At 37.0% G+C, this 14,147-nt stretch carries 14 protein-coding genes; 13 read left to right on the forward strand and 1 reads right to left on the reverse strand.

All coding sequences use genetic code 11. The annotated features are described in order from the left end of the window. The first annotated feature begins 199 nt into the window (after positions 1-199). From M2139_RS05775 to M2139_RS05825, 11 genes are all read left to right on the forward strand, one after another. The gene (locus tag M2139_RS05775; RefSeq protein ID WP_280737874.1) at positions 200-1,492 is read left to right on the forward strand and encodes an ectonucleotide pyrophosphatase/phosphodiesterase; all 1,293 of its coding nucleotides are present in this window, start codon (positions 200-202) and stop codon (positions 1,490-1,492) included. 31 nt (positions 1,493-1,523) lie between these two features. Next, positions 1,524-2,789 (forward strand): MFS transporter, encoded by a 1,266-nt coding sequence (locus tag M2139_RS05780; protein ID WP_280737875.1) that lies wholly within the window; start codon positions 1,524-1,526, stop codon positions 2,787-2,789. Between the two features lie 397 nt (positions 2,790-3,186). Further along, positions 3,187-4,056 carry a shikimate dehydrogenase gene (aroE, locus tag M2139_RS05785; RefSeq protein ID WP_280737876.1) on the forward strand — a complete coding sequence of 290 codons (870 nt, stop codon included), beginning with the start codon at positions 3,187-3,189 and terminating at the stop codon, positions 4,054-4,056. An 81-nt stretch (positions 4,057-4,137) separates the two neighbouring features. Beyond that, positions 4,138-5,160 carry a 3-deoxy-7-phosphoheptulonate synthase gene (aroF, locus tag M2139_RS05790; RefSeq protein WP_280737877.1) on the forward strand — a complete coding sequence of 341 codons (1,023 nt, stop codon included), beginning with the start codon at positions 4,138-4,140 and terminating at the stop codon, positions 5,158-5,160. 43 nt (positions 5,161-5,203) lie between these two features. Beyond that, a complete protein-coding gene (gene aroB, locus M2139_RS05795; protein WP_280737878.1) occupies positions 5,204-6,265 on the forward strand; it encodes a 3-dehydroquinate synthase in 1,062 nt (353 codons plus the stop codon). A gap of 27 nt (positions 6,266-6,292) precedes the next feature. Further along, positions 6,293-7,459 (forward strand): chorismate synthase, encoded by a 1,167-nt coding sequence (gene aroC / locus M2139_RS05800; RefSeq protein ID WP_280737879.1) that lies wholly within the window; start codon positions 6,293-6,295, stop codon positions 7,457-7,459. 46 nt (positions 7,460-7,505) lie between these two features. After that, positions 7,506-8,597, forward strand: coding sequence for a prephenate dehydrogenase (locus M2139_RS05805; protein WP_280737881.1), 1,092 nt, complete (start codon positions 7,506-7,508; stop codon positions 8,595-8,597). Positions 8,598-8,636: 39 nt separating this feature from the next. Beyond that, positions 8,637-9,923, forward strand: coding sequence for a 3-phosphoshikimate 1-carboxyvinyltransferase (gene aroA / locus M2139_RS05810; protein WP_280737882.1), 1,287 nt, complete (start codon positions 8,637-8,639; stop codon positions 9,921-9,923). 33 nt (positions 9,924-9,956) lie between these two features. Beyond that, positions 9,957-10,466 (forward strand): shikimate kinase, encoded by a 510-nt coding sequence (locus M2139_RS05815; RefSeq protein ID WP_280737883.1) that lies wholly within the window; start codon positions 9,957-9,959, stop codon positions 10,464-10,466. Continuing rightward, a complete protein-coding gene (gene pheA / locus M2139_RS05820; protein ID WP_280737884.1) occupies positions 10,466-11,311 on the forward strand; it encodes a prephenate dehydratase in 846 nt (281 codons plus the stop codon). Before M2139_RS05815 ends, pheA begins: the two co-directional genes overlap by 1 nt. A gap of 143 nt (positions 11,312-11,454) precedes the next feature. After that, entirely contained in the window at positions 11,455-12,057 is a 603-nt protein-coding gene (locus M2139_RS05825; protein ID WP_280737885.1) for an NUDIX hydrolase, read from the forward strand. Between the two features lies 1 nt (position 12,058). Here the strand turns inward: M2139_RS05825 and M2139_RS05830 are convergent, their stop codons facing one another. Then, positions 12,059-12,616, reverse strand: coding sequence for an AAA family ATPase (locus tag M2139_RS05830; RefSeq protein WP_280737886.1), 558 nt, complete (start codon positions 12,614-12,616; stop codon positions 12,059-12,061). A gap of 119 nt (positions 12,617-12,735) precedes the next feature. On the opposite strand from M2139_RS05830, the gene M2139_RS05835 reads away from it, so the two are divergent. Together M2139_RS05835 and M2139_RS05840 are read left to right on the forward strand one after the other, a co-directional pair. Further along, a complete protein-coding gene (locus M2139_RS05835; RefSeq protein WP_280737887.1) occupies positions 12,736-12,918 on the forward strand; it encodes a hypothetical protein in 183 nt (60 codons plus the stop codon). A 172-nt stretch (positions 12,919-13,090) separates the two neighbouring features. Next, complete coding sequence (locus tag M2139_RS05840) at positions 13,091-14,113, forward strand: DUF1002 domain-containing protein (RefSeq protein ID WP_280737888.1); 1,023 nt, start codon at positions 13,091-13,093, stop codon at positions 14,111-14,113. Positions 14,114-14,147: the final 34 nt, after the last annotated feature.

Here is a 14,147-nt window from a genome sequence, read left to right on the forward strand (position 1 = left end):
TTTTACAGCTTTTCTTGATATCTAGCTGCGGGTGCTAGCTCCTCTCGGCAAAGTGAGAATAAAATTCGTGGCAGAAGAACGCCACTATAATTTGATTCTGCACTTTGCTCGGGAGCTGAACGAGCACCCTCCGCTTTTATTAATAGACGTTGGCTTTTTTGTTCTGTATAATAAGCTCAAGTAGAAAGGGTAGTGGCTTATGAAAAAGAAAATGGTAGTTATTTCGATTGATGCGATGGGGGCTAGTGATTTAGCTGGAGAAATTAATAATTTACCTACTTTAGCAGCTTTTAGAAAAGAAGCGACCCAAGTACAAAAGGTGCGGGGGATTTATCCAACGCTGACCTATCCTTCACATACCACAATTGTAACGGGGGAATATCCGAAAAAGCATGGCATTATTAACAATACCAAAATTCAATCCCACCGAAAATCACCTGATTGGTATTGGTTTGCTAAAGATGTTAAAGCACCAACTTTGTACGATGTCGCTAAAAAAGAAGGCTTTACGACAGCGGCTTTTTTATGGCCAGTTACGGCTAAAAGCTCGATTGATTATAATATTGCCGAAATTTTTCCTAATCGCATTTGGACCAATCAAGTATTGCGTTCTTTAAGCGCAAGCTCACCTTTATTTTTAATTGAAATGAATCAGAAATACGGTCATTTGCGTAATGGCATTAAGCAACCACAGCTAGATGATTTTGTAACGGCCTGTGCTGTAGATACTTTAAAAAGCAAGCAGCCCGATTTAACATTAATTCATTTGGTGGATATGGACAGTATGCGTCATCGCTATGGTGTTCGTTCGGATGAAGCCAAACAAGCTTTACTTCGTCAAGATCGGCGAGTTGCCGAAATTATTGAAGCGACTAAAGAAGCGGGAACCTATGACGAAACGACTTTTGTGATTTTAGGGGATCATTATCAAATTGATGTAAATAACATGATTCGTTTAAATGCACTTTTCGCTAAAAACCGTTGGCTAAAAGCCAAAAGCGATGCAACAGTTGAGAAAAAATGGCAAGTCTACGCCAAAAGTTGTGATGGCTCTTGTTATATTTATATTGACCAAGCCAGTTCAGTAACTCCAGCTGAAGTTAAAGCCCAATTAAAACAAGTGGCAGGCATTGAAAAAATTTATACAACAGAAGAAGCAGCGGCTCAAGGCGCAGCGCCCAATGTGACGTTTATGTTGGAAGCCAAAAGTGGCTATTATTTTATTGATGAAGCTATAGGGGCGGTGGTTGAAGCTGTTCCTGATGATAGCTTAGGGACTTCCGAGCGCTATAAAGCCGTTCACGGTTTTTCTCCTGACAAACCTGATTATGCAACAACGATGATGATAAAAGGTCCTGGTATTAAACAAGGACAAATCATCGAAGCTGCCAATTTGATTGACGAAGCACCGACTTTTGCAAAAATTTTAGATTTAAAAACATTTCCACAAGCTGTCGCTGGTAAAGTTTTAACTGAGCTGTTTGAGTCATAAATTTATCCTTAAAGGGAGAGGAAACTAACATATGTTAAAGTTTTGGAAAAGTTATACAAAGGAAGAACGGGGCTGGATTTTATACGATTGGGCCAATTCAGCTTATTCATTAGTGGTGGTAACCGCAATTTTACCGATTTATTTTAAATTTGTCGCTGGTGAAGCGGGGATTTCTAATGGAGATTCCACTGCTTATTGGGGCTATGCTAGCTCTTTTGCAACTTTGCTGATTTCTTTAAGCGCCCCGATTTTAGGGACTTTAGGCGATTATGAAGGCAAAAAGAAAAAATTATTTAACTTATTTGCTTTATCAGGTATTATTATGACTTTTGTCCTAGCTTTTGTTCCTAATAAAAGTTGGGTGGCTCTATTAGTAATTTATGCCATTTCCCATATGGGTTATCAAGGAGCCAATATTTTCTATGATGGCTTTTTGGTGGATGTAACCGATGATGAACGCATGGATAATGTGTCTTCTATGGGCTATGGTTTAGGTTATATTGGCAGTGCTTTATTATTTATTGCCGTGATGATTTTACAAGTGACTGATGGTTTTGGCTTATTAGATACGATTTTAGTTACGAAAATTTGTTTTATTTTAACGGGCTTGTGGTGGCTATTGTTTAGTTTGCCGTTTTTTCGTCATGTTCATCAAAAGTTTTCTTTAGAAGCAATTGATAATCCGGTGAAAGTTAGCTTTCAGCGTTTAAAAGGAACGATTGAAAATATCCGTCAATATAAAGGCATCGTCTTTTTCCTGATTGCGTACTTTTTCTATATTGATGGGGTAGATACGATTTTTACCATGGCGACAGCCTTTGGGATTGATATGGGGGTTTCTTCTGATAAATTGATTATTATCTTATTAGTGATTAATTTTATTGCTTTCCCTTTTACTATCTTATATGGCTTAGGGGCTAAACGTTTTGGTACGAAAAAAATGATTTTATTGGCAATTGCGGTTTATACTTTCATTTGTATTTATGCGTTGTTTATGGATTCTGTTTTAGATTTTTGGATTGTCGGTATTTTAGTGGGAACTTCACAAGGGGGAATTCAAGCGCTCAGTCGTTCTTATTTTGCCCAGATGATTCCTAAAGAGCACGCCAATGAATTTTTTGGTTTCTATAATATTTTTGGTAAATTTTCTGCAATTTTAGGGCCAATGTTATTTGGTTTTATGACCAGTTTAACCGGGAACTCTCGCTATGGTATCGCTAGTTTAATCTTACTATTTATTATCGGAGCGATTTTATTTGCTAAGACGCCAACCATTCAAAAAGATTCAGCAATTTAGAGAAATTGAAAAAAATCTGAAAAAAAGATTGACATTCTTTATTTTACTGTCTATACTAAATTCAACCTTAAAACAGTTAGGAGCGGTTAATCATGGAACTAAATATTCGACAACAGTTAAATACTAATCGCTATTACTTTAGCTATTTTAGATAGGTTTGTATTCATGATTTCATGGATGCAAACACCAAACTTGGTTTTGTATCTATGATGGTTAGAGAATTTCGTTATGACTTTCAGCCACGTAGAGAATATCTATAGTGGCTTTTATTTTATCCTTTTTTGGGAAGTATTCACTGTAGATTTTCTGTAAATTTACATTGGATACTTTCTTTTTGTTTTTCAAGAAGAAGGAATTTGAAGGTTAGCAATGATTAATTATAGGAAGGGAAAAAAGTATGGAAAATAAAATTACCGGTCATACACGATTAGTTGGCTTATTTGCAACCCCGATTCGTCACAGTATTTCACCAATGATTCATAATACGGGATTTGAAACATTGGGAATTGACGCAGTTTATCTGGCTTTTGATTTAGGTACAGAAAGAATTGAAAGAGGGATTGATTCTATTCGTAATCTTGAAATGCTAGGTGCCAATCTTTCGATGCCTAACAAAATAGCAGCTTTGCCTTACATGGATGAATTAAGTGAAGCCGCGCAATTAGTGGGAGCAATCAATACAATTGTTAATCAGAATGGCAAATTAATCGGGTATATTACTGATGGTACAGGTTTTATGCGCAACCTGGAAGACCTTCAAGTTGAAGTGATTGGTAAAAAAATGACAATCATTGGAGCGGGTGGTGCCGCTACCGCAATTATTGTGCAAGCTGCTTTAGATGGCGTGAAAGAAATTGCTGTCTATAACAGAAAAGATGAGTTTTATGAAAAGATTCAAGCTAAATTAACTTATATTAGTGAAAAAACTAATTGTAAGATTCATTTAAATGATTTAGCCAATCAAGAAAATTTAGCCCAAGATGTTGCTGAAAGTGTTTTATTAACTAACGCAACTGGCGTGGGGATGCAACCGAATGTAGAAGTTTCACCAATCAATGATTTTGATATCATTCGTGAAAACTTAGCAGTGGTTGATATTATTTATAACCCAAGAGAAACCAAATTATTAAAAGCCGCCAAAGCTCGTGGTGCTAAAACCGCTAACGGCTTAGGCATGCTACTTTATCAAGGAGCCGCTGCTTTTGAACTTTGGACAGGTCAAGAACTACCAATTGATTTAGTTAAACCAATTATTGAAAAGATGTAGTAGGAAAAGCAGAGTGAAGATAGAATTAAATTTTTGAAAAAATTTATTACTAAAATATGAACTAATTGGAGGAAAAATAAAATGATCGTTATTATGAAAGCTGGAGCAACAAAAACACAGGTGGAAAATATTATTAAAAGAGTACAAAGTGAAGGATTAGAAGTTCAAATCAATCAAGGCAAGGACCATGTGGTGATTGGTTTATTAGGAGATACCCGAAAATTGCAAGATGTAGCTTTCAACAGTTACGAAGGTGTTGAAAATACTGTCCGTATTTCTAATACTTACAAACTTACTTCAAGAGAATTTCACCCGCAAGATACCGTTGTCGATGTTAATGGCGTAAAAATTGGAGGTAAGGAGAATTTTGTCACGATGGCAGGGCCTTGTTCGATTGAAGGACTGGATCAAATTCGTGAATGTGCCCGCATTGCTAAAGCTGGTGGCGCACAAGTTTTACGTGGAGGTGCTTTTAAACCAAGAACTTCCCCATATGCTTTCCAAGGCTTGGAAGAAGAAGGTTTGAAATACATTCGCCAAGCAGCCGATGAATTAGGTATGCAAGTCATTACCGAAGTCATGGATGAAGGCCATATTGACATAGTCGCTGAATACAGCGATATTTTACAAATCGGTGCCCGGAATATGCAAAACTTTAAATTATTGACAGCAGTCGGCAAAACTGGCAAGCCAATTGGTTTGAAACGTGGAATTTCTGGTACAATTGATGAGTGGTTAAATGCTGCCGAATACATTGCGGTTGAAAATAATAACAATGTCATTTTCATTGAACGAGGCATTCGGACTTACGAAACAGCAACCCGTAATACTTTTGATTTAAGTGCTGTACCTTTGATTAAAAAATTGAGTCATTTCCCAATTATTGTGGATCCAAGTCACGGTACAGGTATCTGGGATTTAGTAGCACCAATGGCTAGAGCTGGCGTTGCTTCAGGAGCAGACGGAATGATTGTTGAAATTCATCCTGATCCAGCAAATGCTTGGTCAGACGGTCCACAATCTTTAAATGAAAAAACTTATTTAAAAATGATGCAAGAAGTTAAAATTATCGAAAAAGCGATGAAAGAAATTGATGCTTTATAATTTATTAATGGAAAAATAGATAAAATTAGAAAGAAGTGACGGCATGTTAACTGTTAAATTGCCCCATCATCAATATGATATCTTAATCGAAAACCAAGGTTTAAAACAAGTTGGAACTTGGGCAGCGAAATTATGGCAGAGCCAAAAAATTGCAGTAATCACCGATGAAACGGTGGATGGTTTTTACGGCGAAGTTGTTATGCAGGCTTTACAGGCAGCAGGCTTTACCCCTTATAAATTCGTAGTGCCAGTTGGTGAAAAAAGCAAATCCCTAAGTCAAGTTAGCAACTGTTATGATTTTTTAGCGGAGCAACAATTTACCCGCTCTGATGGTATCTTGGCTTTAGGTGGTGGTGTTGTTGGCGATTTGGCAGGTTTTGTGGCCGCAACTTATATGCGGGGCATTCACTTCTTACAAGTGCCGACAACGTTATTGGCGCAAGTGGACAGCAGTATTGGTGGGAAAACTGGCGTTAATACAACCAAAGCTAAAAACTTAGTTGGTGCTTTTTGGCAACCAGATGGAGTTTTAATTGATATTGCTACTTTGCAAACTTTAGAGACTCGTCGGATTCGTGAAGGAATTGGGGAAATTATCAAATATGCGGCAATTGCCGATCAAGATTTATGGCAGCTGTTGGATTCATTTAAAGATGAATATGAACTTTTAGAAAATGCTGAAGCTGTTATTTTAGCTTGTTTAAAAATCAAGAAAAAAGTGGTAGAAGAAGATGAATTAGATAACGGGATTCGCTTGAATTTAAACTTTGGTCATACGATCGGTCACGCCATTGAAAATACGATTGGCTATGGTGTGGTAACTCATGGTGAAGCTGTAGCGATTGGCATGATTCAAATTTCAAAAGCAGCTGAAGCTAAAGGCAAAATGCCAGCTGATTTTACCAATCAGTTAACGACCTTAGTTGAAAAGTTTGGTTTACCGATTACTTGTGAAAATTGGGATGAAGCAGAATTATATCAAGCGATTACTCATGATAAAAAAACACGAGGTAGCAACTTGAAACTGATTTTAGTTACGGCAATTGGTCAGGCTGAAATCCAACAAGTAGCGATTGAAGAAATGAAAGACTACTTAAAAAAATAAACGATTTTTTTGAAAGGAAGCAAGAACATGCGTTTTATTACAGCTGGAGAATCACATGGTCCAGAATTAACAACAATTATTGAAGGCTTACCAGCTGGGATGCCTTTAACAGCTGACGATATCAATCGTGAATTAGCGCGTCGCCAAACCGGTTATGGTCGTGGCGGTCGCATGAAAATTGAAAAAGATCAAGTGCGCATTACATCTGGTGTTCGTCACGGTAAAACGTTAGGCTCACCCATAACTTTAGTCGTTGAAAATAAAGACTGGAAAAATTGGCAAACAATTATGTCAGTTTCAGAAGTTAGCGTAGAAGATCAGCAGCTTCGTCGTGTCAGTCATCCACGACCAGGCCATGCTGATTTAGTTGGTGGCATGAAATACAACCAACGAGATTTACGGAATATTTTAGAGCGTTCTTCTGCACGAGAAACAACTATGCGGGTAGCAATTGGTGCAGTAGCTAAAAAATTATTAAAAGAATTAGGCATTGAAGTAGCGGGGCATGTGGTCGTTTTAGGCGGTATTAAGGCAACTGTTCCTGAAAATATTACAGTGCAAGAAATTAAACAGCTCTCTGAAGCTTCTGAAGTTCGGGTAGTTGACGGAACTTGTGAAGTCGCGATGAAAGAATTAATTAATAAAACGAAGCAAAATGGGGATACCATTGGTGGCGTTGTTGAAGTCGTAGTTGGTGGTGTGCCAGCCGGTTTAGGTAGTTATGTGCAGTGGGACCACAAATTAGATGCCAAAATTGCGCAAGCAGTCATGAGTATTAATGCTTTTAAAGGCGTTTCTTTTGGCGTTAGTTTTGAAATGGGAAATCTGCCAGGTTCACAAGTGATGGATGAAATTATTTGGAGCGAAAAAGCTGGCTACACTCGTAAAACCAATCATCTAGGTGGTTTTGAAGGTGGTATGACTAACGGTGAAGTAATTGTTGTTCAAGGAGTTATGAAGCCGATTCCGACTTTATATAAGCCTTTGCAAAGTGTCGATATTGATACGAAAGAACCTTTTAAAGCTAGTGTTGAACGTTCAGATAGTACCGCTGTTCCGGCAGCCAGTGTTGTTTGTGAAAGCGTGGTAGCGACTGAATTAGCTAAAGAAATTTTAGCCCAATTTGAAAGTGATTCTTTTGAAAGATTAAAAATCAATCTAACTGCCTATCGTGAATATTTGCAAAACTATTAATTAGTTAAGTTTTTCAATAACATTCACGAGATGGGAGTAAATGGCAATGACAAAGAAAATTTTAATGATTGGTTTAGGTTTGATTGGTAGCTCGTTAGCTTTAGCTATCAAAAAAGAACATCCTGAAATCATCATTTATGGTTGGGATAAAAATAAAAGCAGTGAAGCAATCGCCAAAGAAAAAGGTATTATTGATGAAATCAGTCAAACTTGGCAAACAACAGCTGTTGAAATGGATGTGATTTTTTTAGCGATTCCTGTCAAAGCGGGCATTGCTACATTGCAAGAGTTGGCACAATTACCTTTGAAAGAACAGGCGATTATCACAGATGCCAGTAGCACCAAAGAAGAAATCACTAAGGTAGCTGCGGAATTGCCGATTACTTTTATCGGTGGTCATCCAATGGCGGGTTCTCATAAATCAGGCGTTTTAGCAGCAAATATTGATTTATTTGAAAATGCTTATTATATTTTTACCCCTATTGAAAAAAATCCTATGGCTTTAGCTAGCTTGCAAGATTTATTAAAGGGCACGCGGGCAAAATTTGTTGAGTTAGAGGCTGATGAACATGATCAAATTACCGGCATGTTAAGTCATTTACCCCATATTATTGCAGCGGGGTTAGTGAATCAAAGCGATGTGTTTAGTCAAAAATATCCCCGTGCCAAGCAATTAGCGGCAGGTGGTTTTCGGGATATTACCCGGATTGCTTCTTCGGACCCACAAATGTGGACGGATATTTTGATTAGTAATCGGGAAACTTTATTAGCGGGGATTGCTGAATGGCAACGTCTAATGACCCATGTCACTCATTGGTTAGCAATTGGCGATGAAGCAGCGATTTATCAATTTTTCGATCGAGCAAAAGATACCCGAGATCGTTTACCTGTTCATGAAAATGGGGCGATTCCGGCCTTTCATGATTTATATATTGATGTGCCTGACCAACCAGGGGTAATTGCTGAAGTTACGGGCTTATTAGGGGAAGCGGGCCTTTCGATTATTAATTTGAAAATTCAAGAAACACGGGAAGAAATTATTGGTGTCCTGCAAGTTTCTTTTAAAACTAACCATGATTTATTAAAAGGCAAAGCTTGTATTGAAGCGCAAACTAGCTATGCTTGTCGCTTGAAATAACAGTGCTATTGTGGTGGAAAATGAAGGAGAACAGCTAAAATGAAATTATTAACAAATCCAAAAAGCTTAGTTGGTAGCTTAGAAATACCGGCAGATAAATCAATTTCTCATCGTAGCATTATGTTTGGGGCGATTGCTGAAGGTCAGACGGTAATTCATAATTTTCTGAGAGGAGAAGATTGTTTATCAACTTTAGCTGCTTTTCGTAAACTAGGTGTGGCGATTGAAGATGATGGCACAACAATTACGGTAGATGGTAAAGGTTTTACTGGCTTAAAAGCCCCAGCAGAAACTTTAGATATGGGGAATTCTGGCACGACGATTCGTTTGTTAATGGGAATCTTAGCTGGTTCTGATTTTACTACAGTGTTAGCAGGTGATGATTCTTTAAGCAAACGACCGATGAATCGGGTGATGGCGCCACTTAGTCAAATGGGGGCAAGTTTAAATGGTGTTGTTAACAGCGAATTTCCACCGATTACCGTTAAAGGCAATAAAGATTTACAACCAATTACTTATCAAATGCCTGTGGCTAGCGCCCAAGTAAAATCAGCGATTATTTTTGCAGCTTTACAAGCTCACGGCGAAAGTGTGATTTTTGAAAAAGAGATCTCACGAAATCATACAGAAGAAATGATTCGTCAATTCGGCGGTGAAATTGAAGTAATAGGCAAAGAAATTAAAATTGTCGGTCCACAAAAATTAATAGGTCAAGAAGTAATTGTTCCGGGAGATATTTCTTCAGCGGCCTTTTTCTTAGTAGCTGGTTTATTAGTTGCCAATAGCCAAATTCATTTAGCTAATGTGGGGATAAATCCTACTCGTACTGGAATTTTAGAGGTGATTCAGCAAATGAATGGCCAACTAGAAATCACGGAAGTTGATCAGTTAAATCAATCAGCATCCTTAAGCGTCACAACTTCTCAGTTAAAAGCAACAACTATTGGGGGCGAAATTATTCCCCGCTTAATTGATGAGTTGCCAATTATTGCTTTATTAGCCACTCAGGCAGAAGGGCAAACGATTATTCGTGATGCTGAAGAATTAAAAGTTAAAGAAACCAACCGAATTGACGCAGTTGCCTGTGAGCTACAAAAAATGGGGGCGGATATTCAAGGCACGGATGATGGGTTAATTATTAATGGCCCAACGCCATTACATGGGGCTAAAGTTACTAGTTACGGAGATCATCGAATCGGGATGATGTTGCAAATTGCGGCTTTGTTAGTTACTGAAGGGGAAGTCATTTTAGAGCAAGCTGAAGCTGTGGCGGTTTCTTATCCAACTTTCTTTGATGATTTAGCGAAATTAGTTCAACAAGATTAACTTAGCTTTTAGAGAAAAGGAAGAGGGATTTCCATGAAAAGTATCGTTTTAATTGGCTTTATGGGAGCTGGGAAAACTACAATTGGCAAAGCTTTAGGAGAAAGTTTACAAATGCAGCCGATTGATTTTGATGATTTAATCGTGGCAGAAATCGGCATGACAATTCAAGCATATTTTGATTTATACGGGGAAGCAGCTTTCAGAGAAAAAGAAACCCAAGTGTTGAAAAAAACTATGAATTTAACGCAAATTATTTCAACTGGTGGTGGCATCGTTTTAAAAGAAGAAAATCGCCAGTTGTTAAAACAAATGCCTGTAGTCGTTTATTTAAAAACTGATGCAGATGAATTAGTGAAACGCTTATTAGCTGATACCGTAAATGTTCGACCTTTAGTTGCAGCAAAAAATCCTGAGGAAATTAAAGCAATTTATCAAGGAAGAATTCCTTTTTATGAAGAAAGTGCCAGTTTGATTGTAGATACAACTGGTAAAACTCCGGCAACGATTGTGGCGGAAATTTTAGCGTATGTAGGTGAAATGTGATGAAAATTGGTTATTTAGGGCCTGAAAGTTCTTTTACTCATCGGGCAGCCATGACGGCTTTTCCAACTGAAACATTAATTGCTTATCCATCAATTCCCGCTTGTATTAAAGCAGTGGAATATGAAGAAGTGATTTTAGCGGTTGTTCCTATTGAAAATACGATTGAGGGTTCTGTTAATACCACGCTGGATTATTTATTCCATCAAGCCGATTTAACAGTGGGGGCAGAAATTGTTTTACCGATTCATCAATATTTAATGGTGGCGCCAGAGCATCAAGACAATTGGCAGCAGTTAGAAAAAATTATTTCTCATCCGCAAGCCTTGGCCCAATGCCGTAAATTTATTGAAGAACATTTTGATGAGATTGAAATAGAGCAAGCTCCGTCAACAACTTATGGTGCCAATTATGTTCAATTGAATCGTCAACGAAATATTGGTGCAATTGCTGCAAAACAAGCTGCCGAAAAATATGGTTTGAAAATTGTCGCTGAAAATATTCAAGATATTGAAATCAATCGCACCCGTTTTTGGGTGATTGGTGGTAAAAATATGACTTTGCCATTACCAGTTTCAATGGAGAAAATTAGTTTAGCGATTACTATGCCTTACAATCAACCAGGCTCTTTACATAAAGCTTTATCGGCTTTTGGTTGGCGGGAAATAGATTTAAGTAAAATTGAATCTCGCCCTTTAAAAACTAGCTTGGGAGAATATTTCTTTTTAATTGATATTAATGTCGAGAAACCGATGGCGTTAATTGAAAATGCTTTAGAGGAAATTCGTTTGCTAGGTGGCGAAATCAAGATTTTCGGTCATTATCCAGTGCATTTAATTAGTGAATAAAATAATAGGAGAGTAGGGTAAACGCAACTTGCCCTACTCTTTTTAATTTTATCTGAAGTTTTAGAAAATTATTTGTTAAGTCAACGTGGCTTTGCTATAGTTTAGTTGTCAATGAAATCGAATTCAAAAGGAGAGCTGATTTTATGAATCGCCAACTATTTGATACTTATCGTCGCTTGTTAACGATTGCCGAAGCGGGTATTTTTTATGGAAAAGATCAATTTGATCAAGAACGCTATCGAGAATTAAAAGAAATTTCTTTACAGTTATTAAGTAAAGTGAGCGAAAATTCTTTTACTGATTTACAAAAAATTACAGAAAAAGATGAAGGCTATCCAACACCGAAAGTGGATGTGCGGGCTTTTATTCAAAAAGAAGATAAAATTTTATTAGTTCAAGATGCTATTAGTGAGGAGTGGTCCTTACCTGGCGGCTACGCTGAAGTGGGAATCACCCCGATGGAAAATGTTCGCAAGGAAGTTTTTGAAGAAACAGGCTTAGAGGTGGCTGTTCAAGAATTATTAGCGATTTTTGATACGAATTTACGGGGAGATATTCCCCAGTTATTTCAATATTATAAATTAGTTTTTCGCTGTGAAGTGTTAAGTGGTGAATTTCAGGAAAATCTGGAAACTTTGCAGATGGACTATTTTTCATTAGCTGAACTTCCTGCGCTATCGAAAAAAAGAACAACTAAAGAGCAGTTACAGCAATTAGTAACCACTAAGGAACTAATTTGTCAGTAAATCATGCTTGCTGAACTTGCTCTTTAAAAGACAAAATCATGCTAGTTAATGATTGATTAGCATCAATTCGGATGACTTTTGGGTGGTTATCAAGTATTTTATAGCTAAGCATTTCTGCTTCAGCTGAAGCTAAGCGTTTTGTGATTATTTCTTCTGCATCGCCACGTTTACTTAAACGCTGTTGCAAAGTAGCTTGATTAGCCGTTAATAAAACTGGCAAGATAGCTTGCTGTGAGTCGTTTTCTGCTAGCGTTAAAAAACCTTTTAAAGTCAAGACATTATAGCAATCAGCGGCTGCTAATTTGTCAGTTAATTCTTTTTTAGTAACGCCATAATAATCGCCCTGATAGCAATCGTATTCAGCAAAAGCTTCTGTGGCAATTAAAGTTTTAAATTCTTTTTCAGAAATAAAATAATAGTCTTTACCAGCTATTTCTGCTGGACGGGGAGCACGGGTGGTATGAGAAATAATTTTTTGTTTTTCGGAAAAAAGTTGATTGGTTAAAGTTGTTTTTCCAGAGCCGCTAGGGCCAATAAAAATATAACAATGATTTGTCATGACGTAGTTAACACCTCCTTGATAATTGTATCATGACTTGCTGATTTAAGAAAAATATCTTGTTTCTTAGGCTATTTCTTGTTAGGATAAGAAGGTAGAAAACAGCAGGATGGTGGACAATGAATAAACGTTTAAAAAAGAAATTTGCATACAAAAAATATATGCGAGACATCTTTAATGGCTATGAAACAATGTTACAAGATGAGAGTGTTAATCAATTAACCTTTACTTATTTGAAAGAAAATACAATCTTATCTCGTGATAAAGATGGTCAAATTCACTTTTTAACAAAAGATATTTAAAGCAAAACTTGGGTATTTCATTTTTTATGAGATATTCAAGTTTTTTAATTTTTATTGAAAATGTTTAAGTATCTCTAAAAATAAGTCTTCTTATTTGGGAACTGACAAAAATTACGTTATGATAAATTTGTACTTATTTTTTGATAGATATAGATAATGGAGGAACGAAACAATGAAAATAAATAAAGTAGTTACTGGGATGATGACCCTATTACTTAGTACCGTGAGTTTAGCAGGTTTTGCTTCAATTAGCGAGGCTGTCAATGAAGATACCGTTATTAATGAACGTTGGGGGAAACCAACTTTTGTCGCTGGAGCAGGTTTATCTGAAGCTCAGCGGGGAGAAACCATGAATTTATTAAAAGTAAATGCTGATCAAGTCAATATTCAAACAGCGACTGGGGCGGATTTAATTCATTATTTAGGCTCTGGTAGTGGCGATGATGCTTCTATGCTTAGTTCCGTAGTTGTAACGCGAGAAAATCCTGGTAAGGGAATTACTGTTAGTATTTTAACACCAGAAAATATTACCGAAATTACAGCTGACCAGTATAAAAATCCTTTAATTACCGCTGGGATTACGGACGCCACCGTTAACGTAGGAAGTATTGTTAAAGTAACTGGTGAAAGTGCTTTGACTGGTGTTTATAAGGCCTTTGAAGCCAATGGTGATGTGATCGATACCGATCGCGCGCAGTTAGCCCAAGATGAATTAGCAACCACCAATCAAGTGGCTAACGAAATTACCCAACAAGCAGCTAGTGAAAATAGTGATTTATCAGCAGAAGAACAAGCGGCGGCGGAAGAAGCTTATCAAACCCAATTAAATCAAACTTTAGTTGATATCAAAAAAGATTTGGCGGAGTTAAAAGAAAAAGTCGGTGAAAATGTTACTGCAGAAGAAGTCACTGAAATTGTTAACAACGCTTTAGCTAAAAATGATTTATCTGACTATATCTCGCAAGATAGCATTAATCAATTGGTGGCTTTAGCGCAACGCTATGCAAGTACTGATGGTGTGCTTTCAGAAGAATCATTAGCCCAATTAGATAAAATTAGTGATGGTTTTAAAAATACTTTAAATGGCATTGGTGATAAATTTGGCGATTTAACTAATGCAGTTAAGGAAAACCAAGGATTTTTCCAAAGCTTATGGCAAGGCATTAAAGATTTCTTTAGTAATTTATTTAGCTAAAATTTTCTGCCAGCCAAAATAAAGAAAATTAAGC

The sequence above is a fragment of the Enterococcus sp. PF1-24 genome, assembly GCF_029893325.1.
Classification (GTDB): domain Bacteria; phylum Bacillota; class Bacilli; order Lactobacillales; family Enterococcaceae; genus HY326.